Source organism: Cohnella sp. (assembly GCF_041640265.1).
Classification (GTDB): domain Bacteria; phylum Bacillota; class Bacilli; order Paenibacillales; family Paenibacillaceae; genus Cohnella.
Genome location: NZ_JBEQAP010000031.1, coordinates 47,404 through 68,570, shown reverse-complemented (window position 1 = coordinate 68,570; position 21,167 = coordinate 47,404). Strand labels below are relative to the sequence as shown.

Genomic DNA, 21,167 nt, shown 5'->3' with positions numbered 1-21,167 from the left:
TATTTCTCTTTTTCGTACAAAAAAAGAGCGGGCTATCTTTTTCGATAACCTGCTCTTTTTCTTGATATTTGGACCTGCACCTTAACTAAATGACATTGCCCTGAGTGGAGCCCTTGTTTGATGAGTGAGTAATTTGTCCGGTATGCATAATATACAACGCACATTGTTTTCAATTATAATGCTGGAGAAGGGAGGCCGATCATGTTTCAGGAAGAGCGGTTGTTGAAGATTCTGGAAAACCTTAATGTGCGCAAAGAAATGTCCGTACATGACATCTGCAAGGAATTTGAGGTCTCTAGAGATACGGCTAGACGTGATATCGTGAAGCTTGTGGAGGAAGGCGCCGCCATGCGGACGCATGGCGGAATCACACTCCCGACGTTAAGGGATACCATTCGGGATTACCGGCAGCGTCTAAAAGCGCATTCCGAAGAAAAGATGCTTATCGGTCAAAGAGCCCTGTCCTTCATTCAGGAAGGAAAGCAATATTTTTTTGACGTATCGACCACGGTACGGTTTCTGGCCGAATTTATAAATCATGATATCCAAGTGTACACGCATTCGCTCGATATCGCCGAAATACTGAGTGATAAAGACAAGGTATTCGTCTATTTATCCGGAGGAAGCCTGCATAAAGAGAACCGATTTCTGTTTGATGCCGAGAGTCTGAATCAGTTGAAAAGCGTTAGATTCGATACTGCCTTTATCGGAGCTGCGGCGATCATGAAGGACGGCATTTACTATGAGAACAAAGAGGATGCGATTATTAAAAAGACGGTTGCAGGACAATCGAATACCGTAATTCTACTTGCCGATATCCATAAATTTCAGCTGGACAGCTATCATAAAGGGTTGGGCTTTCAGCAAGTCGATATCCTCATTACCGACCAAATACCCCCCGAACCGTTCCAGGATATTCTAAATTCCAATAACATCCAGGTGATCGTCATCTCGAAGACCTAATACTAGCTCAGGAAGACCCGTGCAGCCCCGTTAAGACTCGTAGAGACCGAGGTGCGAATCGATTCAATCCGGTTCTGCAGCCCTCGGATGTAGCGGGTCTTTTCTGCATTTAAACTTTAAGGTCAGTCTATTTTAGATACATACTGCTTGTAAATACTAAAACTTTTACTTATAATTACTTAATGAGGGCATCAAAAGGGCAGGGGATGAATTGAAGTACAATGTAATGTTTAGTGATATCGATGGCACATTGTTGAATTCGGTTCATGAGATCTCGGCAAGAACAAGGCTAAGTATCCGTAAACTTACTTCTATGGGAGTGCCGTTTATCATGGTGTCTGCACGCATGCCCCAAGGCATCATTCCGCTGCAAAATGAACTTGGCATTAATGCTCCCATTGTTTGCTTCAGCGGGGCTTTGATCATGGATGCCGAGAAATGCGGAGGTGCAAGAGAGGTTATTGCAGAGTCCCCTATGGACATCGAGGTTGTATCGTCAGTTTACCGCCTTATTGAAGACACGTTTCCGAATATAAGTGTCAGCCTGTATAACAAGGATATGTGGCTGGTAAACTCACCGGAGGATGAATGGATTATTCAGGAGCATCAGATTATCGGCATCGCACCGACCCCATTTGATTTACGGTCTATAGCGGGTTCAACGTTACCTGTCTTTAAAATGCTTTGTATGGGCGATCCGGGTTGTATTGCGGCGCTGCGCGAGGTTCTATTGGAACGATTTCCGAATTTGACGATCTATGAGTCAAAGCCCACGTACCTGGAGATTATGTCTCCGGGGGTTAGTAAATCGAAAGCCATGGATGCGCTGCTCGGCCGTTTTCGCGCAGACCGCCGAAGTACGCTGGCAATCGGCGACAATTATAACGATCTAGACATGATCCAAAGTGCCGGACTCGGTGTAGCAATGGGCAACGCGCCTGATGGGGTAAAGGCCAACGCAGACTATATTACGGATACAAATGATCGGGATGGCGTCACACTCGTCATTGAAAAATATTTCTATAACAGCTGAGGAGGATGCGAAGTATGCCTTACGTCAATATCAAGATCGTCGATAACGGTGTAACCCCAGAACAGAAAGCTCATCTTATCGAAGGTGTGACCAGACTCCTGGTGGATATCCTCGATAAAGATCCGAAAGAAACAGTCGTTATTATTGATGAAGTTCCTACTGATAATTGGGGAGTTAACGGAGAAACGGTTACCAAACGGATCGCGAAATTGAAGGAATAGGTCGCACATTGAATTAATCTAATCTGAATACTTAATATCCGAAAACCTCCATTCAATGGAGGTTTTTTTGCAAAATGAAATCTTATTGTCGTAAAATTATCACCTTTTTTGTGTAAGATATTAAATTCTGCCCAATCTCCTTACCCGTTACAATAAACATATACACATAAACAGAGGGGGGCGCTGCGATGGACACCCAACCGCTCGTCGTAATGGAGGGAATTGAGAAGAAGTTCCCAGGAGTGCATGCCCTGAATCAATGCCAATTCAGACTTCAGGCTGGAGAAGTTCATGCCCTTGTCGGGGAGAATGGCGCCGGTAAGTCCACTTTAATGAAGGTGCTGACCGGCGTATATCAGAAGGATGCAGGACGAATAGTCTACAAAGGACGCGAGGTCGACATTCCTCATACGAAGGCTGCGCAAAATTTGGGAATTAGCATCATTCATCAAGAGCTGAATCTCATGCCTCATCTGACGGTAGCACAGAACATCTATATCGGACGGGAACCTCGGAGAAGGTTTCCATTATTACTGGATGATAAAGCGCTTCATACCAAAGTGCGTGAATTATTTAAGAGAATGAACTTAGATGTTGATCCCCGCATGAAAGTATCGGAGTTAACGGTAGCCAAGCAACAGATGGTGGAAATTGCGAAAGCGCTGTCATTTGATTCGGAAGTGCTCATTATGGATGAGCCGACCGCAGCGCTAACAGACAGTGAGATCGAGGAGCTATTCCGGATCATTGCTCAGTTAAAGGCTTCCGGAGTCGGAATCGTATACATCTCCCACCGGATGGATGAGCTTAAGCGGATCACTGACACGATTACGGTTATGCGGGATGGAAGTTATATCGACACGGTACAAACCGCCGAAGTGTCCATAGATCGAATCATTTCTCTTATGGTCGGCCGGGAAATCTACCATTCTGTCGAAGCTAAACAAATTCATACCGACGCAGAAACCGTACTAGAGGTGCGCAACCTAAACAGGGGAAACACGCTCAGAAACATTCATTTCAATTTGAAAAAAGGTGAAATTTTGGGTTTCGCAGGGCTGATGGGCGCTGGTAGAACAGAAGTAGCACGGGCAATCTTCGGTGCTGACTCTTTCGATTCGGGCGAGATATTCATTCACGGCAATAAAGCCCATATCAGGCATCCGCATGATGCGGTCAAGCACGGCATCGGTTATTTATCTGAAGATCGCAAGAGATTCGGACTGCTAGTGGATATGGACGTGAAAGAGAACGTCGGTATAGCTTCCTATGGCAGATATAAGGACGCTATGGGCTGGATGCGGCAAGAGCAGATGACTGACTCTGCACAGAAGGTCGTAGATACGTTGAAGGTAAAAACACCCAGTGTGGATCAGAAGGTCAAATTTCTATCCGGCGGCAATCAACAGAAGGTCGTTATCGGCAAATGGCTGACAAGAGACAGCGATATCCTCATTTTCGATGAACCGACACGAGGTATAGATGTAGGCGCCAAGGGTGAGATATACAAGCTGCTGGAAGAGCTGGCTGAGCAAGGGAAATCGATTATTATGATCTCCTCGGAGCTGCCGGAAATTCTACGGATGAGTCATCGGGTAATCGTGATGTGCGAAGGCCGAATCACTGGAGAATTGCTTCGGGAAGACGCAGATCAAGAGAAAATTATGAAGCTGGCAACACGTCGAACAGGCTGAAGCCGAAGGGGGTAACAAGATGAAAGTCGCAATTACTAACAACAAACAAATTCAGATTAAATCCGGCGTGCTTCAGCAACTGCTCGCTAGTGCCAGCTTGATTGCCATGGTGCTCGTATTCACGTTTTCCTCCGACAATTTTTTCAGATTCGATAATATTATCGGAATTTTACTTTCTACCGCAGTTATTGGTGTGCTGGCTTTAGGATCGACATTCGTCATTATTACGGGAGGCATAGATCTAGCTGTCGGTACCGTGATGACCTTCAGTTCGGTTATGACCGGTGTCATCATTACCTTCTGGGGTCTGCCGATCCCGTTCGGAATTGTCGGCGGTGTTTTGACCGGAGCCTTGTGCGGTACGATAAGCGGCTTGGCGGTTGCCAAGATGAAGATACCGCCGTTCATCGCTACGCTTGCGATGATGATGATTACGAAAGGCTTATCTCTAGTCGTCTCCGGTGCGAAGCCAATTTATTTTGCAACGAAATCAGATTCAGAAGATAAAACTTTCATTTTCAGCCAAATTTCGATGGGCTCGATCACCAATTCTTTATTCGGTATCGAAATTCCCAATGCCATACTCATTTTTTTCGGACTCGCTATCGTTGCTGGATTAATTCTAACGAAGACGATAATCGGTCGTTATAACTTTGCTTTAGGTAGCAATGAGGAAGCGACTAGGCTGTCAGGGGTTAACGTAAACTTTTGGAAAATCACGATCTACACCATCACCGGGGCTTTCAGCGGAATAGCAGGAATTCTGATGGCTTCCCGTCTAAACTCCGCCCAACCTGCGCTTGGTTCCGGCTATGAGTTGGAAGCGATTGCTGCGGTTGTTATCGGTGGAACCTCGCTCAGCGGAGGACAAGGCACGATTGTGGGCACGGTCATCGGAGCGTTGATTATGAGCGTTCTAATCAACGGCTTGCGGATCTTGTCGATTCCTCAAGAATGGCAGACGGTCATCATCGGCCTGGTCGTCATTGGTGCGGTATACGCAGATATATTACGCCGCCGGAAAGCTTGATTTATACCATCGGTAATCCCTCCGTTCAGGAGTGATATACAACATCAATATATTCATAAGGGGAGATCTGGGAATGACTAAGAAAAAGCTTGGATTGCTTGCGGTAGTACTTCTGCTCGTCGCCAGCGTACTCGGGGCTTGCGGGAAAAACAACAACAATGGTGATAGCGCAGCTGCGGACGGCAAGATGTACATTCCGGTTATCTCCAAAGGCTTCCAGCATCAGTTCTGGCAAGCGGTTAAGCTTGGAGCTGAGAAAGCAGCCAAAGAATTTGATGTGGAAATTACGTTCGAAGGACCGGAATCAGAAACTCAGGTTGATAAGCAGATCGAAATGCTCCAGGCGGCGCTCGATAAGAAACCTGCAGCTATCGCATTCGCGGCATTGGATAGTAAAGCATCTTTACCTTTACTCGAGAAAGCTAAATCCTCCAACATTCCGGTTGTCGGTTTTGACTCCGGCGTAGATAGCGATATTCCTGTGACAACCGCAGCGACGGACAACATTGCGGCAGCGGGACTTGCTGCTGACAAAATGGCTGAGCTCATTGGCGGCAAGGGCGAAGTTGCTCTCATTGTTCATGACCAAACGAGCCGTACCGGTATTGACCGCCGAGATGGCTTCAAAAAACAGATAGAAGAAAAATATCCGGACATCAAAATTGTAGACATTCAATACGGTGGCGGCGACCACTTGAAATCAACCGATTTGGCCAAAGCAATCATTCAAGCGCATCCGGATTTGAAAGGCTTCTTCGGTGCCAATGAAGGCTCGGCAATCGGAGTACTCAACGCGGTTACGGAGCTAAAGAAAGAAAGTCAAATCTTCGTTATCGGTTACGACTCCGGCAAACAGCAAATGGATGCGATCCGCAACGGTAAAATGGCTGGTGCCATTACTCAAGATCCGATCGGTATCGGCTACTGGTCCGTCAAAGCGGCCGTTCAAGCAAAAAAGGGTGAAACAGTTCCGAAATCCATCGATACAGGATTCCATTGGTACGATAAAACAAACATCGACTCCGAAGAGATCAAGCCGTTGCTGTACGAATAGAATAAGGCTTATGTATACATGGAGGTTGCCCAATTCGGGCAACCTCATCTTGCTTTGTATTCAAAGGACTCGTGTATGGCTTATACTAAGGTTATTATCCGCATTACGTTAGGGTGTGAACAGGTTGTATAAGGTCATCTTGATTGACGATGAAGACGAGGTTAGGGAAGGGATTAAATTCAAAACCCCGTGGGCGGATTGCGGGTTTGAGCTGGTCGGTGATTTCGAGAATGGCCGCGATGCTTGGGAAGCCATGGAGGACTTAAAGCCGGATGCAGTCATAACCGATATTTGTATGCCTTTTATGGACGGCCTGCAATTGTCCAAACGTATATTCGACCATTATCGGAACGTTAAAGTCGTTATTGTCACGGGTTTTGAAGACTTTGACTACGCTCAAAGAGCGATAAAGCTGAAAGTGACGGACTATCTGCTCAAACCTTTAAATTCACAAGAATTCACAGACTTTCTATTGCGGATGAAGCATGAGCTGGATGAAGACAGAATGCATAAAGAAGATCTCTCCCGGCTGCGGAGCCAACTTCATCAAAGCCTGCCTCTGCTGAAGGAAAGTTTTCTGGAAAAACTGGTATCCGCTTCAATGTCCGAGGAGGAGCGAGAGCTCGGAATTCAAAGCCATCAATTGTTTTTGCCGGGTCCTGCTTATGTTGCAATGGTAGGTGATCTCGATGGACGACAGGGTGATCGTTCAGAGGAGTCAGATACCGATCGGGAACTGATACGGTTCGGTGTCTATAATATTATGCAGGAAATCATCGAGAAGGAGCACGGGGGCATCGTATTTCGGACTCGCGATCATAAGGTTGCCGCACTGTATTCTGCTGTGGCAGACGAACTCTTGCTGCAAAGCCAAACATTAGCGGGACAAGTTCGCTATAGCGTAGAGAAGTATTTAAAGAGTACACTTTCCATTGGAATTGGACGTCCTTGCCACCATATTCAACAGCTGTCGCAATCTTATCAGGAAGCGCTTTCAGCGCTTGATTATCGATTTATGCTCGGCGTTAATCGGACCTTGTCCATCCAAGATGTTGAGTTCGGTCAGAGGGAAGGCATTAGCCGTGACAGCGACTGGGAGAAGCAACTAGTCAGCGCGATGCGTACTGGGAGCCAGGCGTATGTATCCAAAGCGCTGCAGGTCGGGTTCGATGGTCTGAGAAGCTCAGGAACGACGGTGGACAAGGGGTACGGGATTATTCACAAGCTTCTTGTCGCACTTATGAATTGGATAACGGAAACCGGACTTACTCATCCGGCTGGGATCGAGGATGATTTGTTCTCGCAGATCCAAACCATGAAGACGCTGGATGCTATCCAGCAGTGGTTAGAGGAGCTATGCCACCGGATCTTGAAGGATTTGTCTGCAAAACGTTCGAATGTTACCAAGTCGCAGATGCAGAAGGCTGAAAGGTTCATCAGCGATAATTACATGAACGAAGAGCTTACATTGAATGACGTTTGCAGCCATCTCTATATGAGTATCAGTTACTTCAGTACGTTGTTCAAGCAGCATACGGGAATGACCTTCGTAGAATACGTGACTCGAATTCGCATGGAGAAGGCCAAAGAACTGCTGGCAATCACCTCACACAAAACCTATGAAATCGCTCTTCGCGTGGGATATGGGGACCCTCATTATTTCAGCGTTATTTTCAAAAGACAGACAGGTACGACGCCTAAGGAATATCGCAACCTGCAGAAGGGGACATTCTGAATGAACTCACGGCGACAGCTGTTTCAGTTCAAGAGCATCCACACGAGCATCGCAATTGCGTTCTCTTGCCTGATTGTAGCAATGACGGTGCTTTTAACTTTCAATTCATATCGACTGTCCGAAGAAGCCGTGACGGACAATGCGAAGACCTATACGGAGCAGTTAATCGACCAGGTTAATACAAACATTGAGACCTATCTAGACAATATGGTGAGCATATCCGACTTAGCAATCAGTAATAGTGATCTGGAAAAGGCGGCATTGCTCACCGATATAACATCTCCGGAGAGTGTGGAGCTCAGTGATGAGATTGGCAAGTTTTTTCGGTCGGTCGTTCGTTCTCGCGAAGATATCGCAACCATTTTGTACGTTGGGGCTAACGGCAATACGATATCCGACAGGGATCAAGCGGGATTCAAGCCGGTGGATGATTTGCGCGGGCAGGACTGGTATTTGAGCGCAACCGATGCCGGGGGAAAGGTTGTCATAAGCTCGTCACATGTTCAGCATATTTATTTAAGGGAATATCGTTGGGTCGTGTCCATCAGCAGGCAGCTCGGTGAAGCTGGACAACCGGGCAGCGGCGTGCTCATGGTTGACCTTAATTTGAACGTTATAAACAATCTTTGCAAGCAAATTGAACTTGGTAATCGAGGTTATGTGTTTATTCTGGATCCTTCAGGCGACTTAATCTACCATCCTCAACAGCAGCTGCTGTATAGCAGATTGAAGTATGAAGCGATAACAACGCTATTGGATGCAAAAGATAGCTCAATTCCAATCAAAGATAATGATGATCGTAAAATATATACAATACGTACGAATGAATTCGGGTGGAAGGTTATTGGAGTTACTTATACGGATGAGCTTGTCGGCAATAAACAAGAAATACGAACAACCTCTGTCCTTGCGGGAATTTTGTTTCTTATTGTTGCTTTATCGATTTCCATCTTTCTGTCCTACCGCTTAACCAACCCGATCAAAAGACTCGAAAGCCTTATGAAGAAAGTGGAAAAGGGAGATTTCAATACTCGAGTCGAGGTGGAATCGACTGACGAGATTGGCAAGCTATCGCGTTCTTTTAACCTCATGATAGGCAAGATCAAAGATTTGATGGGTCAAATCTTGCAGGAGCAAGAGATGAAGCGGATTAGCGAACTGAAGGCAATGCAAGCTCAGATTCATCCCCATTTTCTATATAACACCTTAGACTCGATCATTTGGATGGCGGAAATGGGGAAGATGGCAGAGGTCGTAAAAATGACGAGCGCACTCGCAAAGCTGTTTCGTTCTAGCATTAGCAAGGGTGATGAGCTCGTTCCGGTTGCGGTTGAGCTCGAGCATATTCATAACTATTTGACGATTCAGAACATCCGCTACAAGAATAAATTCACCTACAGCATTGAGGTTGACCCAAGCATTTATGAGAGCAAAACGTTAAAGCTCGTTCTTCAGCCGTTGATTGAGAATGCGATCTACCATGGCTTAAAGCAGCAAGCTGTCATCGGTCATATTACCATAACGGGACGACGGGAAAATGGGGATATCGTATTGCAGGTTACTGACGACGGAGTTGGAATGAGCGAGGAACAGTTGATGGCCTTAGAAGACAAGCTGCGTAAGAGGGAAGAGGGAAAGGGTGTTGGACTGGAGAACGTCAACAACAGAATCCGTCTTTATTTCGGTGAATCCTATGGACTTGATATTATAAGTGAACTAGATGAGGGAACAACTGTAACGCTCCGAATACCAGAGATACGTTAAGGGGGAATGGCGGTATGCGTAAAATTATAATGTGGGGCGCAGCGGCCGTTCTTCTGACGGCTGTTATTGGATACATTTATATGCTCGTTTCCGATCCATGGGCTGAGAAGGATAAGCCGATTTTATTCGTTCCAAAGTCGGTGGATGGGCGGATTGATTTCTGGCAAGTACTTGGGCAAGGGGTCTATATGGCAGCCAAAGAATTCGGTGAAAAGGTGCAAACGGTGGGAACAGTGGCAGAGTCCGATATCGATGGGCAAATTGCTTTGCTAGAGAAGGCGATTGGTGAACAACCGAAGGCGATTGTGATGGCGGCATCCGATTATGACCGGTTAGTTCCTGTAGCAAAAATGATAAAGGCTGCGGGAATACCGCTCATTACTGTAGATTCGGGTCTTAATGGCGGGATATCTGCCAGCTTTATCGCAACGGACAATTACGAAGCAGGACGAAAAGCAGCGGATTCGATGCTGGAATGGGCTCAGAAGGATGCCAAAATCGCACTCGTTAATTCGGTTAAAGGGGCTTCCGCAACGATGGATAGGGAGCGGGGAACCCGAGATCGGTTGAAGGAAGCGGGAGGAGTAACCGTGTTAGAGCAATCTTATTACTCGGATGCCTCCGAGTCGAAGGCATATGACATCGTGATAAAGCTGCTTCAGGAGGAGCTGGGAATAAATGGAATGATTTGCATGAACGAGCCTTCAACGGTCGGTGCTGCGAAAGCAATCAAGGATTTAGGCTTTTCTTCTCGTATAAAGCTTGTCGGCTTCGACGCCTCAACGGATGAGATAGCTTTTCTAGAAGAAGGTGTCATTCAAGCTATTGTGGTTCAGAATCCTTTTAATATGGGTTATTTGGCGGTACGGACTGCGGTCGATGTGATGAACGGACGAGACGTGGAAAGACTGATCGATACGGGCTCTGAGGTCATCACCAAACAAAATATGTATACGAAGGAAAACCAAAAGCTATTGTTTCCTTTTGAAGGACAATGATTTGCGAAGTGAAAGCCAGCCAACTCCTCGCTATTGCCGCAAAATGCGGCAATGAGAAGCGAAAAGCCAACCAGCTCAATTCATATCTAGCCACGGATCAGTTGTTTGGACCAGAGGATAAGGTTATCGCATTCTTATGAGTAGTCCTCAATAACCTCTGCGGAAGATCGATGCTCGTTACCCTCAGCGAGAGTCTGAGATATCGATTTATGACTGCGGGATTCCTTCTTCTGGCGATATAACCACAATCCGTACTCAATAGGGCGCAATATTGCCTTGTGATAAACTGATTTTTCCCCTGCTTGCTTAAACACTTCTCGTGACGGCTTTGGGTTCACCTCAAGTAACCACACATGTCCACTCCTATCAATCGCCAGGTCAAGCGCCAATTCGCATAAAGCTCCATAAGTGACCTCAAGATGGCGAGCGACGCTAATTCCGAGGTTTTCGGCGGTTTCACGGATTTTCGCAATTTCAGCAGCGCTGCCGATCCATTGCCGCAGCAAGGAATTCATGGATGCAGCCTCGCCGCCGCCATGCAGGTTAGAGGTGATACTGCGCTGAGGTCCGATGCGTCCTGCACAGCCCGTTACTTCCCATACGCCAACGCTATTTTTCTGCACAAGCATTCGGTAGTCATGAACTCTGCCGTTCGGCAGCTTGATATCTAGACCTTGCTGGGCAATATAACGATCGCCACGCTTATCCCAGCTCGCGAGAGCCAAGGCCAAGCGATTTCTTGATGCCCGCGTCGGCTTTACTATACTTCGTGAATGATTGCGGCCTTGAAGTAAAAAAGTTCCATCACTCTTACGGTCAATTCGGAGTATTCCGCGTCCCCCAGTTCCATTAATCGGCTTTAAGTAAACGGTTTGAAACTTCCTAAGCAGTGAGGTGACATCATCCGAGGATTGATACAGCTTTGTGGTCGGAAGATGATTACGAAACGCGGATATATTTCCAAGCGTTCGATAGATGGTCCATTTATTGCGCAACGGCCGATTTAGAAACGTTAAATGGGAGTAGCGTTTGCGAAAAGCTAGGAGCTGCTGAAAACGTGTGCTTTTTTGAATACGGCAGCGATCGTAGATAACGTGCGGGAGGCGTACCCAGCGTCTGCTCCAGGTTTTCGTTTCCGGGTTATAAATCATCGCATGGATTTTAACGCTCCCGCTGTCATCCACGTCTTGAGGAGTAAACACGAAGACGGATATACCAAGCCGTTTACCCGCTGCAATCATTTTCTCGTAGATGGGCCGTTCTTCCAGCGCTTTTCTCTCGTTGAGATAGAGGGTTAGGATTCCGAGCACGGGTTTAGACATGAACGAATCACCTCCCGGCCGGCGTTGCTGCCGGCATGGAGGAAGGGAAACCTAGACTTCGGGAAGCCTGGATAACTTTCACGAGATCGTGCCTCCCTTAGAGTCTGTGTTCAACCGATGCAAGTATAAGCTATATTGGAAAATTCGCTCGAGTGACTTGTTCCGTATATGAGGCTCGTCGAATTTCATGGGCTTAGAGTTGGCTTCGAAAAACCATACATGCCCCTTCTCATCCACTCCGAGATCCATAGACATTTCACACAATCGGTAATGCGCGGAGCGCTCGATTTGCCTAGCTAGTGTAATCGTCGTTTTCCGTACTTTGCTAAGAACCTTCTCGGTTTTTTCCTGGCCGAAAACCGATACGAGAAGCTTCTCCGGATCATCAATATAACCGCCGCGGGGTACATGAGTAGTGATGCTGGAATCGCCGGCCACTCTTGCTCCAATGCCGGATAGTTCCCAATGACCGGCCCCGTTTTTCTGCACAAGAGCCCTTAAATCGAATGGGCGTCTATTCACCACGGCGAGCGTAATGCCTTGCTGAGCAATATAAGGCTCTCCGAGGACGGCTGACTGCTTGATCACTCTATTCCAAAGACGATTCATCGTAGAGCACCGATAGGTTCGACTGCCTATCTCCTCTTGAATCTGAAGCCGGAAGGGCAATTGTTTCTCTGGCTGAACCTTAACTGTCATGATGCCAACACCTGCTTTGCCGCGAACGGGTTTCAAATAAAGTAATCGATGCCTTTTAAGCAGATTGCCGAGAACCGCTGGGTTGGTTAATTTTTTGGTTTCGGGAATGAAAGGCTTGGTGGCCTTGTTCTCGTTCAGCCATTGAAATAAAGACCATTTGTTGAAAAAGCGGCGGTTAAATAGACGAACCCCCGGCTGCTTCGACAACGCCGCGAGCTTGCGTTTCACTCGCGGCAGCCTCTCATCCTCCCTTTGAGGAATTCGGTTATATATGATATTAGGACGAGGAAACGAGCCCCGGACCCATGTCTCATCATCCTTTCGATAAGTAAATCCGAGTACACTAGGAGTGTGGAGCTTCAGATCTTTCACGGTAACAACATAGGTGATAATTCCCATTGTTTGGCCGGTACGGATTAAATCAACGAAATTATTCCGGTTGCCGCGAAACAATTGCAGGTCATCCTCAATCGTAAGGATCGCGACGACCGGTTTATCGATCGTCGCCTCCACTGTGAAGGAATTATCCAAGGGAACTTTAGGGATCATCAAGATTCATCCCCTTTGCTGAATTTACTCAAATATAAGCAGTGGTCAAGAATGTATTGAAGCGATGCTTTCCCCTGCTCTTTCAAAGCCGGATGCTTGAAGATGGATCTGCCTGGCTTAGCATTCGCCTCGAACATCCATACTGCGCCGTCCCGATCAATGCCGATATCAAGTCCTAGTTCACCGAGAGTATGCGTATAATTGCGTTCTATCGCTTCGGACAGCTTGATCGCAATTTCCTTGGCTTCCTTAAGCACTTCATCCGCTTTGGCTCCAAAGGTCCTGTTAAGAGCTTGCTCCGGGGTCATGAGGGAGCCCCCGTTTTTGATGTGGGTTGTTACACTGCCTCGACCGGCCTTCTTAGCGCCAATTCCAGCAACAACCCATTCATTTCTCCCGTCCTTATGCATATGGAACCTGAAATCAATCGGGCAGTTATCGATTTCGACCAACCGGATTCCTTGCTGCACGACGTAGAGATTTAAGCCACTGCCATGGCGAGCGCGCAGCATCTTCATCAAGCTGTTGAAGTTATTAAACCGCAGGAGGACGTTGCCGCCGCTGCGACGATAACGGATGAAATAACCTTTGCGGGGGTGGTAGGTAAGACGATAAATCCCGTTGCCAAGGCTGCCAGCCGTCGGTTTATAATACAGAAACTGATGCTTCTCCAGAAGCTCTTTAATTTTCTCTGAGGAAGGGTTATTTATGGATTCCGGTAAGTGTTGCAAGGCCTCTGGATCATTATCAAGCAAGCTGTATACGTCTGACTTGTTGAAGAAGCTCCAGTTAAAGAAAGGTATATTTTTTTTGATGAATCTTTCTCGCAGCGTAGAGATGGAAGTGCTCGTTTCAGCACGGCGACTAGGAAGCCGATTGTAAACGACATCTGGAAGCGGAACGATGCGCCTTATCCAGCCGCCCCCGCCATCTATAAACCAGGCATGTATCGTCTCCTGCTGCCAGTTAATATCTCTCGGCGTGAAAGCGAAGAAATAAGCTTTTTTTTGGCCCAAATAAAGAAGCTGCTTGACGAATCCGGTGCGCTCTCCGAAAGGTGCACCTGAAGATCGTGCGTTGCTATCTGTTAATACACCGATGAGAGGCCCGAGTTGAATGTCCTCTCCCTCATCATTTGCTAAATAAACATTCCCGGATTTAGGAACACGAACGGAACGACGGAGTCCTGCCGACATATAAACATGATGGCCCTTCCGTTTAACAGTCTTTACTCTGGCGGGCACTGTGTCTTTGCCCAGCTTGACATTGACAGATTTGCGTCCACCCAGCTTGAGCATCTTCGCAAGCGGGCTGGAAAACCAAACGATACGTTCCGGTTGCCCGGTGAAATGCACGTTACAGATGGTCAAACTCATGAATTACCCTCCCAGGTGGTCGAAGCAGGATAGATCTGGCATAGGACAGAGGTTGCTCTGCGGCTAATTTCGCTGCAGCTTTGCCCACAGATTCCATAGCAGCACGCCCAGGCTTGGAGTTGGCTTCCAGAAACCAAATCCTGCCGCTGCGGTCAATCCCGTAGTCCATACCGATTTCAGCGAATCGCCCCAATGTTTCCTCCAGTCGATTGACGAGTTGGAAGGAAATTCTTCGTATTTCCTGAAGCAGCTCGATTCCGCGTAGTTCTCCGAAAAGGGAAACCAATACTTCCTTGGCTGACGACGCCTTTCCGCCTCCGTGCAGGTTAGAGGTGACTGTTCCGGGCATCCCGCACCTTGCGGCAATTCCCGTTAATGTCCAATGGCCGTTGTTGTTCTTCTGCATGAGAGCGCGTAAATCCAACGGTTCACCCTCAGGTCCCCGTAAATCTAATAGAGGCTGCATAAGATAAGCTCTTTGGCCAATCCAACGTTGCAGAAGCCTTAGCGCTGCCTGTTCATTAACGCAGTTTATTGAAAGAGGCCGGTTATCGCTTTGACGACCCCTAATATTAACAGTTCCATCCTCCTTGCGGACTACAGCAACCACTCTCTTACCTTGACTGCCGGCAATCGGTTTAAGAAATGCAGCATAGTTGTGCCTGCTTAGCCATAAAGCGAGAGAAGAGGGACCATCATAGACAGCGGTAGGCGGAAGGATGGATTGAAAACTCGGGTCCTTCGACAAGATCTCGTATATTTTACCCTTGTGGGGCATACGATTGTTCAAATAAGTGATACGCTTAGCCTCTTGCAGCCGTTGTATAGCTTGCTGAAAACGTATTTTCTCATCCTTGTTCACGGGCCAAGAGCGATCGTAAACGACAGCTGGGAGTGTATACCGGGCGGCATCCCAACGCTGCTTCTGTTTGTTCCATACCCACCCTTTGACGAGATTGCTTTGCTCCTCCCACGACCATGGTGCGAAGGCAAAAAGCTCAAGCCCACTCCCTGCGCCAATCAAGCTGAGACGCTTGATGAACGAGCTTTCTGCAAAAGGAGGATTACCATCGCGTTCGCACACAAGAATACCAAGCGCGCGGCTTGTTGAAGCGCTTGTAGGCGCACTAAAATCCGGAAATATAGCGGGCATATTGAATCATCATCCGCACCGAAGGACGGATTTTCCCCTCATTGAGTGGTGTGTTATCGTTCTTGGAAGGCTTAGAATTAACCTCGAGCAGCCAGATACGCCCTGAGGTATCAAGTGCGAGGTCGATTCCTAGCTCCCCGAAATGAGCGGGAATATAGGCATCAACACCCCGTGCAATTTCTAATGCTGCTTTCTGCAGCTGTACGGAGGCGTCTCCCCGGAACATTACAGGAAGATTGGATTTCGCGACGGATTCCTTGACCGTCGAGAGTGTGCCGCCTCTAGCAAGATTGGACACAAAATGATGGGTTCCGGCTGTTCGGCTGACAATGGAGGTGATCGTCCATTTTCCGCTGGCATTTTTTTGCGTTAACGCACGGAAATCTACGGGACGTCCGCTGACTTCGATCAGGGTAAGTCCCTGTTGAATCAGGTATCTCACTGTCTTCATCTTGCCTGCAAGGGTAGAGAATAGCTTCACAAGGCTGCTGAATGTTTGTCTTTTAGTCCCATTAACGGTAGCGTATGATGCCTGCCAGCTCTCAGGAGCGATGCGGGACAAGCGAATAATTCCTTTGCCTAAGCTACCTCTAACCGGCTTTAGAAAAACGGAGCTGTATCTAGAGCACATGGTTTTGAACATTGCATAGTTGTGAAGGGTGTGGGATTCGGGTAAATACTTTTGCAGGGAAGCATCTTTCTTTAACGCATCGAACACTTCGGATTTGTCGAGAAACTTCTCGTTGAACACTTGTGCGCCGTAGCGGCGTTTGATTTCGTTCATGAATTGCTGCACGGCCGGAAGATTTTCAAGCTTGCGGGAAGTCAAGCGATTGTTCACGACATCGGGAGAGGGAAGCATCATTTTGTGCCAGCCTTTGGTATAAACCCAACCATCCACTGAAGAGAGACTTGACCCGATCGCGCTAGGAGTGAAAAAATATACATAGGCGCCTTGGCTTCGGCAAGCGTCGGTTAATTCCCGGCAGAACATCGTAATATCCCCGAACGGCTTATCCGAATGTTCTGGATTATCCCGACTAATAAGCACTCCGATTAGCGGACCTAGGGCAAGTGTTCTAGTCGTGATCTGGTATTGGAGCCGAAGAGGAGTACCGGAAAAAATGCCTATTCTCCGAGCGAGCGTCTGACTGATGCGCAGCCCATCATAACGAGCTACAGGGACGACGGTGACTGAATGGCGGAATGAACCGAACTGTAAAGCAAGATGCTGCTGGGCAGGAATTTTCCACTGCTTCATGAGGGATTCCCCCAGCATCAGGACGTCATCGGACAATATGCCGGAGCTGATGACCTGGACGTTGACTTTCGGGGTGGACATGTTTCGTACTCCTTCCACCTTTGTGTTGGTCGTGGTGAAGGCTCTCGTAGGCTTCCTTCCCGGGGGCTAGCGAGAATACTCCATCATATGAGGACATCTATCTATCGGTGATACCCTTATTGGAGTGGGACTTGATGAAGGATTGATGTTATGATGGAAAATATTGCGGATTTGGTATCAAAAAGGAGTAAAGTCATATGGGAGATTGGTTTACCGAAAGCTTTGGTGAAGATTATATGGTTGTCTATCGTCATCGGAATCTTGAAAATGCGGAGCTAGAAATCGGTTCAATGATGAAATGGATGGATTTGGAGACAAATGCAGCAGTTTTGGATATTGGCTGCGGAACGGGGCGTCATGCACATGCGCTGAAATCGCTCGGCTATCGGGTGACGGGATTGGATTTGTCTGAGGTTTTGCTGTCTGAGGCGCGTCAACGGGATGATGAAGGCCATTTGGTTTGGATCAAAGGAGATATGAGGAAGCTTCCTCTAGAGAATGACTCCTTTGATGCAACCGTTAACCTGTTCACTTCCTTCGGCTACTTCGATGAATTTAAAGACAATATTAGGGTTTTGGCAGAGATTAAACGCGTGTTGAAGCCGGAGGGTCGTTTTCTAATTGACTTCTTGAATCCAACGTTTCTCAAAAACACTCTGGTATCTGCATCTGTACGGGTGGATGAACTCACCGGGCTGCATATTTCAGAGAAGCGTTCGATTGAGGGCGAATTTGTGGTCAAAAGGATTGAAGTAAAGCCGCAGGCGGATCAGACAGGACATACTGGTCCAAGCCGTCATTATGAGGAACGCGTTCGTCTGATCAGCTTGGAGCAGTTCAAAGCTATGCTGGAGCAAACAGGGCTTGTTCTAGATTCGGTTTATGGCGGCTATGAAGGAAGCGCATATACGGCAGATAGCTCCAAACGTCTTATTCTCCTGGGGAGACGTCCTGGATGAAAGAACTTTCTATTTCCGTTACTTCGCTTGAAGATGGCTGGTTACAGGTGAAGGTACCATTACCTTTCTCCCTGAAATGGGTGAACTCGTATTTGTTGGCAGATGAACATGGCTGGACACTCATTGATCCGGGACTCAGAACGGATGAGACGATTGCTTTCTGGATGGAAACGTTGACTGCGAACAAGATAGAGTGGGGTCAAATCAAGTCCATCGTGCTCACTCATCATCATCCCGACCATTATGGGTTGGCAGGCTGGTTCCAGCAGCGAACGGGAGCACCCGTCTATCTCTCTCAGGTTGCCCTTGATTGCGCCGTGAGACTATGGGCGGAGCGTGAAACGTTCTCGCAGGAGCTGACAGAGGCATTCCTTCAGCACGGAATGGTTCCCGAATTGCTAGGTGACATGAGTGAGCACATGCAAGGGTTCCGTACTAAAGTATCTCCTCAACCTCAGGCAATGAACATTTTGCATGCTGGTCAGGTTTTTCGAATGGGTGGTCTGCCTTGGGAGATTATTGGGGGAGAAGGTCACGCTCCGGGTCACCTATCGTTCTATAATCGCGATAGCGGCAAGTTGATATGCGGGGACCAGGTGCTTCCGGATATTTCACCGAATATCGGTTGGATGCCGGAAGGCGATCCGGATCCGCTTGGCTCTTACTTGTACAGCTTGCGGGGAATGCTGCCGCTGGAGGTGACTATGGCCTATCCTGGGCATAGGAATCCTTTTCAGCAATTTACGCAACGGATTGAAGAGCTTCTCGAGCATCATGAGAGACGGCTATTGAAGATGCTTGAGCTCTTCGGTGATCATGACATATCAGCATTTGAGGTGTGTGAGCTGCTATTCAGCACTCGCCTTAGAAGTAATGCTCATCAGTTGAGATTCGCGCTTGCGGAGACGATCGCTCATATCATCCAATTGGAGAATCGTGGAATCGTCGTTAGATCGGATACGGGGTTTGCGATGGAGGGACTTGGCGGACGATTCCTGATTCGCTATCGTCGGAAGTGAAAAACCCGTCTGCATGTTTTAATTGCTGTGACAGCAATTAAAACATGCAGACGGGTTTTTTAGTTGTTAAGGGAATCCGTGAAGAGGATGCTCATCCTATAAAACCAACTCAACTAGCTACTATCACACCTCTAACACGCTCCCGGCGTGTTAATCCGTCAAAACTGGCTGCTAACGCACCTCTAACACGCTCCCAGCGTTAATCCGTCAAAACTGGCCGCTATCGAACCTCTAACACGCTCCCGGCGTTTTAATCCGTCAAAACTGGCTGCTATCGCACCTCTAACACGCTCCCAGCGTGTTAGAGGCGCTCAGAAGATCGCGATTGGTTCCACCGTTACCTTCAGGCCATCAAAGATCGAGTATGCGGTTTAGAATCCGCTATTGCTTGCCTTCTTCTAAAGCCTCAGCTATCGCTTCTCGCTCCGCTTGCTTACGGTGGGCAATTCGGCTGGATGCTGCTGCTGCGATAGCTCCTACGATATCATCAAGGAACGTATGGATTTCTCCGCTATTTTTGTCGTTTAGTTTTTTAAGAACGCCAGGCTTGAGTTTATCCACGTAACCGAAGTTCGTAAACCCAATACTGCCGTATACATTCACGATGCTTAACGCTAAAATCTCGTCGCAACCGTAAAGGCCTTCATCGTATGCGATCATGTCCTGCAAAGGTGGAAGAAGCTTTCCTTCCTCCGCGAGTATATCAAGCTGGATGCCGGTTAGCACAGCATTCTGCACTTCCCGCTTGGACAATACAGATTCTACGTTAATCACGCACTCTGCAAGCGTCAGCTCAGGATAATAATCCTTCTGCAACAGCATAACCAATTGCCCGATCTGCTCTTTGGTAACACCGCGCTTCGTTAACCATTCTTCCGTTGCTTTAGAGACTTCCTTGCTGTTAAGACGGTACGTGTTAGGCCGAGACATCTACAACACCTCTTTCCGAAGCTAGTGGCTTCCGTCATGAACTTGAACGGACAAACATACATAATTGTTCCAAGGGCTCGTATACATAGTACTACAAATAGGGTGTTGGTGGAACGGCAGCCCGCCCTGATGGAAATATTTAGATGGGAGGATTTGCGAATGAGAAGCGGGACTTATAGAAACAAAAAATCAAACAGATGGGGGGCCTTGCTGCTGCTTCTGCCTTTGTTATCCGCGTGCAGCGAGGTGCCCAACCCTAGCCAGAAAGGATCATTACAGATAGATCCGCCCCCTTCCGCCTTGGAGCAAGCGATGATCGAGGGTACCCTATCAACGGCGATGTCGGATGGAAGTGACATGATAACCGTCTATCTGCTAGACCGCAATGGGTACTTGGCTCCCATGTCATTAAGGGTGGAAGGGGATCAAACATCTACTCAAGCAACAGCCGAAAAAGCGATTCATTGGATGACTGTTAACAATAAGCAAGCGGATCAATTGCCCCCGGGCTTCAAGGCGATATTGCCAGAAGGAACGAAGCTGGCTTCCGTAAGCGAGAATAAAGCCGAGCAAACAATCGCTGTTGATTTTGCCACGCCGCTCCCTGCTATTCTTGCCTCTCAAGAACAGAAGGTACTTGAGGCGCTTGTCTGGACCTTAACCGAGCTTCCGGGAATCAATAAGGTGAAGTTATCCGTCGCAGGACAACCCTTACGCTCTTTTCCAGCCTCAGGATTGCCTGTTGATCAAGTGCTAACCCGCGGTGTGGGCATCAACCTTGAGGCCGAGAAAGGCGTTCAAATTAATCGTTCCATGGCAGTAACGCTATACTTCTCAGCTCAATCCTCAGATGGAGAGGGATATTTCGTGCCGGTAACCCGTCTTATTAACCGGCAAGCAGATATAGCCAAAGCTGCACTAGAGCAGCTTATACTAGGGCCGCAAAATTCCAAGCTAAGTTCTGTCCTTTCTAAAGGGATGTCTATTGAACAGCTTTCACAGATGGCGGACACTATAAACGTTTCATTGCGTGATACCCAAAGGAAACCGGAAGCAGCGGTTCCAGCGGAAATGATGGAAGCACTTGTCCTCACCTTGACTGAGGCGACAGATACTCCGCAAGTAAGAGTCGTTCTGAACGGTGATGACTCATTAGTGGATTCGGACAAAAACTCGTACGAATATCCTGTAACCCGTCCGACTCCGATTAACGTTTATCAACGTTGAGGCTGCGGATGTAAGATAAGATGCTTTATCGGCAAACCTTTGGTAAAATGGGGGAGATTCAGTATATGATCGCTCGATACAAACGTGCGGGGTTGTCCG

The 21,167-nt window shown here is 47.7% G+C and carries 18 protein-coding genes; 12 read left to right on the top strand and 6 right to left on the bottom strand.

Going from position 1 to position 21,167, the window contains the following annotated elements:
• Positions 1-201 precede the first annotated feature (201 nt).
• The 9 genes from ACESLK_RS19845 to ACESLK_RS19805 all read left to right on the top strand — a co-directional run bounded on the left by ACESLK_RS19845 (position 202) and on the right by ACESLK_RS19805 (position 10,492).
• The gene (locus tag ACESLK_RS19845) at positions 202-963 is read left to right on the top strand and encodes a DeoR/GlpR family DNA-binding transcription regulator (protein WP_373231434.1); all 762 of its coding nucleotides are present in this window, start codon (positions 202-204) and stop codon (positions 961-963) included.
• A 211-nt stretch (positions 964-1,174) separates the two neighbouring features.
• Positions 1,175-1,996, top strand: coding sequence for a Cof-type HAD-IIB family hydrolase (locus ACESLK_RS19840; protein WP_373231433.1), 822 nt, complete (start codon positions 1,175-1,177; stop codon positions 1,994-1,996).
• A gap of 14 nt (positions 1,997-2,010) precedes the next feature.
• Positions 2,011-2,217, top strand: coding sequence for a 2-hydroxymuconate tautomerase family protein (locus ACESLK_RS19835; protein WP_373231432.1), 207 nt, complete (start codon positions 2,011-2,013; stop codon positions 2,215-2,217).
• Between the two features lie 188 nt (positions 2,218-2,405).
• The gene (locus tag ACESLK_RS19830; RefSeq protein WP_373231431.1) at positions 2,406-3,911 is read left to right on the top strand and encodes a sugar ABC transporter ATP-binding protein; all 1,506 of its coding nucleotides are present in this window, start codon (positions 2,406-2,408) and stop codon (positions 3,909-3,911) included.
• Between the two features lie 19 nt (positions 3,912-3,930).
• Positions 3,931-4,941, top strand: a complete 1,011-nt coding sequence (locus tag ACESLK_RS19825) for an ABC transporter permease (protein ID WP_373231430.1) — start codon at positions 3,931-3,933, stop codon at positions 4,939-4,941.
• A 73-nt stretch (positions 4,942-5,014) separates the two neighbouring features.
• Positions 5,015-5,995, top strand: a complete 981-nt coding sequence (locus ACESLK_RS19820) for an ABC transporter substrate-binding protein (protein WP_373231429.1) — start codon at positions 5,015-5,017, stop codon at positions 5,993-5,995.
• 115 nt (positions 5,996-6,110) lie between these two features.
• Positions 6,111-7,730 (top strand): helix-turn-helix domain-containing protein, encoded by a 1,620-nt coding sequence (locus ACESLK_RS19815; protein WP_373231428.1) that lies wholly within the window; start codon positions 6,111-6,113, stop codon positions 7,728-7,730.
• On the top strand, positions 7,731-9,494 hold the full coding sequence (locus tag ACESLK_RS19810) for a cache domain-containing sensor histidine kinase (RefSeq protein ID WP_373231427.1): 1,764 nt from the start codon (positions 7,731-7,733) through the stop codon (positions 9,492-9,494). It begins immediately after the preceding gene.
• A gap of 14 nt (positions 9,495-9,508) precedes the next feature.
• Positions 9,509-10,492: a substrate-binding domain-containing protein gene (locus tag ACESLK_RS19805; RefSeq protein WP_373231426.1), complete on the top strand. Its 984-nt coding sequence runs from the start codon at positions 9,509-9,511 to the stop codon at positions 10,490-10,492.
• Positions 10,493-10,626: 134 nt separating this feature from the next.
• Here the strand turns inward: ACESLK_RS19805 and ACESLK_RS19800 are convergent, their stop codons facing one another.
• The 5 genes from ACESLK_RS19800 to ACESLK_RS19780 form a co-directional block, all read right to left on the bottom strand.
• Positions 10,627-11,814: a YheC/YheD family endospore coat-associated protein gene (locus ACESLK_RS19800; RefSeq protein WP_373231425.1), complete on the bottom strand. Its 1,188-nt coding sequence runs from the start codon at positions 11,812-11,814 to the stop codon at positions 10,627-10,629.
• Positions 11,815-11,892: 78 nt separating this feature from the next.
• Entirely contained in the window at positions 11,893-13,062 is a 1,170-nt protein-coding gene (locus ACESLK_RS19795; RefSeq protein WP_373231438.1) for a YheC/YheD family endospore coat-associated protein, read from the bottom strand.
• Positions 13,062-14,438: a YheC/YheD family endospore coat-associated protein gene (locus ACESLK_RS19790; protein ID WP_373231424.1), complete on the bottom strand. Its 1,377-nt coding sequence runs from the start codon at positions 14,436-14,438 to the stop codon at positions 13,062-13,064. Before ACESLK_RS19790 ends, ACESLK_RS19795 begins: the two co-directional genes overlap by 1 nt.
• Entirely contained in the window at positions 14,419-15,591 is a 1,173-nt protein-coding gene (locus ACESLK_RS19785; protein WP_373231423.1) for a YheC/YheD family endospore coat-associated protein, read from the bottom strand. The genes ACESLK_RS19790 and ACESLK_RS19785 overlap by 20 nt, the downstream gene beginning before the upstream one ends.
• The gene (locus ACESLK_RS19780) at positions 15,566-16,933 is read right to left on the bottom strand and encodes a YheC/YheD family endospore coat-associated protein (RefSeq protein ID WP_373231422.1); all 1,368 of its coding nucleotides are present in this window, start codon (positions 16,931-16,933) and stop codon (positions 15,566-15,568) included. The genes ACESLK_RS19785 and ACESLK_RS19780 overlap by 26 nt, the downstream gene beginning before the upstream one ends.
• Positions 16,934-17,130: 197 nt before the next feature.
• On the opposite strand from ACESLK_RS19780, the gene ACESLK_RS19775 reads away from it, so the two are divergent.
• Complete coding sequence (locus ACESLK_RS19775; RefSeq protein ID WP_373231421.1) at positions 17,131-17,892, top strand: class I SAM-dependent methyltransferase; 762 nt, start codon at positions 17,131-17,133, stop codon at positions 17,890-17,892.
• On the top strand, positions 17,889-18,911 hold the full coding sequence (locus ACESLK_RS19770) for an MBL fold metallo-hydrolase (RefSeq protein ID WP_373231420.1): 1,023 nt from the start codon (positions 17,889-17,891) through the stop codon (positions 18,909-18,911). The genes ACESLK_RS19775 and ACESLK_RS19770 overlap by 4 nt, the downstream gene beginning before the upstream one ends.
• Positions 18,912-19,292: 381 nt before the next feature.
• Here ACESLK_RS19770 and ACESLK_RS19765 read toward each other — a convergent pair whose 3' ends face one another.
• Positions 19,293-19,841 carry a phosphatidylglycerophosphatase A family protein gene (locus ACESLK_RS19765; RefSeq protein ID WP_373231419.1) on the bottom strand — a complete coding sequence of 183 codons (549 nt, stop codon included), beginning with the start codon at positions 19,839-19,841 and terminating at the stop codon, positions 19,293-19,295.
• A 159-nt stretch (positions 19,842-20,000) separates the two neighbouring features.
• On the opposite strand from ACESLK_RS19765, the gene ACESLK_RS19760 reads away from it, so the two are divergent.
• Positions 20,001-21,068, top strand: a complete 1,068-nt coding sequence (locus ACESLK_RS19760) for a GerMN domain-containing protein (protein ID WP_373231418.1) — start codon at positions 20,001-20,003, stop codon at positions 21,066-21,068.
• Positions 21,069-21,167 lie beyond the last annotated feature (99 nt).